Source organism: Pseudonocardia sp. EV170527-09, from assembly GCF_008369905.1.
Lineage (GTDB): Bacteria > Actinomycetota > Actinomycetes > Mycobacteriales > Pseudonocardiaceae > Pseudonocardia.
Genome location: NZ_VRMC01000300.1, coordinates 1 through 605 on the forward strand (window position 1 = coordinate 1; position 605 = coordinate 605).

At 68.4% G+C, this 605-nt stretch carries 2 protein-coding genes; one reads left to right on the forward strand and one right to left on the reverse strand.

Going from position 1 to position 605, the window contains the following annotated elements; translation table 11 throughout:
• The first annotated feature begins 145 nt into the window (after positions 1 to 145).
• Positions 146 to 439, forward strand: a complete 294-nt coding sequence (locus FVA95_RS32320) for a hypothetical protein (protein WP_205016046.1) — start codon at positions 146 to 148, stop codon at positions 437 to 439.
• Here the strand turns inward: FVA95_RS32320 and FVA95_RS29225 are convergent.
• On the reverse strand, positions 436 to 605 hold a 170-nt coding region (locus FVA95_RS29225; RefSeq protein ID WP_149663001.1), incomplete at its 5' end, for an integrase core domain-containing protein. The genes FVA95_RS32320 and FVA95_RS29225 overlap by 4 nt on opposite strands.

The window sequence follows — 605 nt, forward strand, 5'->3', positions numbered from 1 at the left end:
GGTGCGCCAGTCGCACCCAGCTTGAGCTGCGATTTCCTTCCACGTCGCCCCGGCCGCGCGCAGCGGGGCGAACCTCCTGATATCCATCCATGCCTCCACAGGCAGGATCACGGGCGACCACCCTCCGGGCTCGTCTGCTTGGTGGTTGACAGAGCCCGGAGGGTCGTCCCTCCCTGAGCTGATCTTCGGTCCGACGCGCCGGACCAACGACAAACCAGCTCGTACCTACAGCGACATCAGAGCCCGTACGCGGACACACGCCTACTACAACAAGGAACAGGGCGACGCGCGCGCCCTGTTCTGGGTGAGCCCGGCCGGCCGGCTGGCCCACCTGTTCGACCGGCTGCACGACCTGACCGACCCGGCCGAGGTCGTCCGGCAGTCGGCCCTGCACGACGTCGACTTCCTGCCCCCGGGCAGCGTCCCGGGCGCCGACTAGCTGTGATGTCCAGGGAGGTTGGTCAGCCTGGTGACTGGTGGCTGGCCGCCGATGGCGGAGTGAGCGCGGTGGTGATTGTAGAAGTGCAGCCAGCCGGGTAGGGCGTCGTTGCGTTGGCGGGTCGACTCATAGAGTCGGGCGTAGGCCCAGCCGTCGGCCAGGGTCC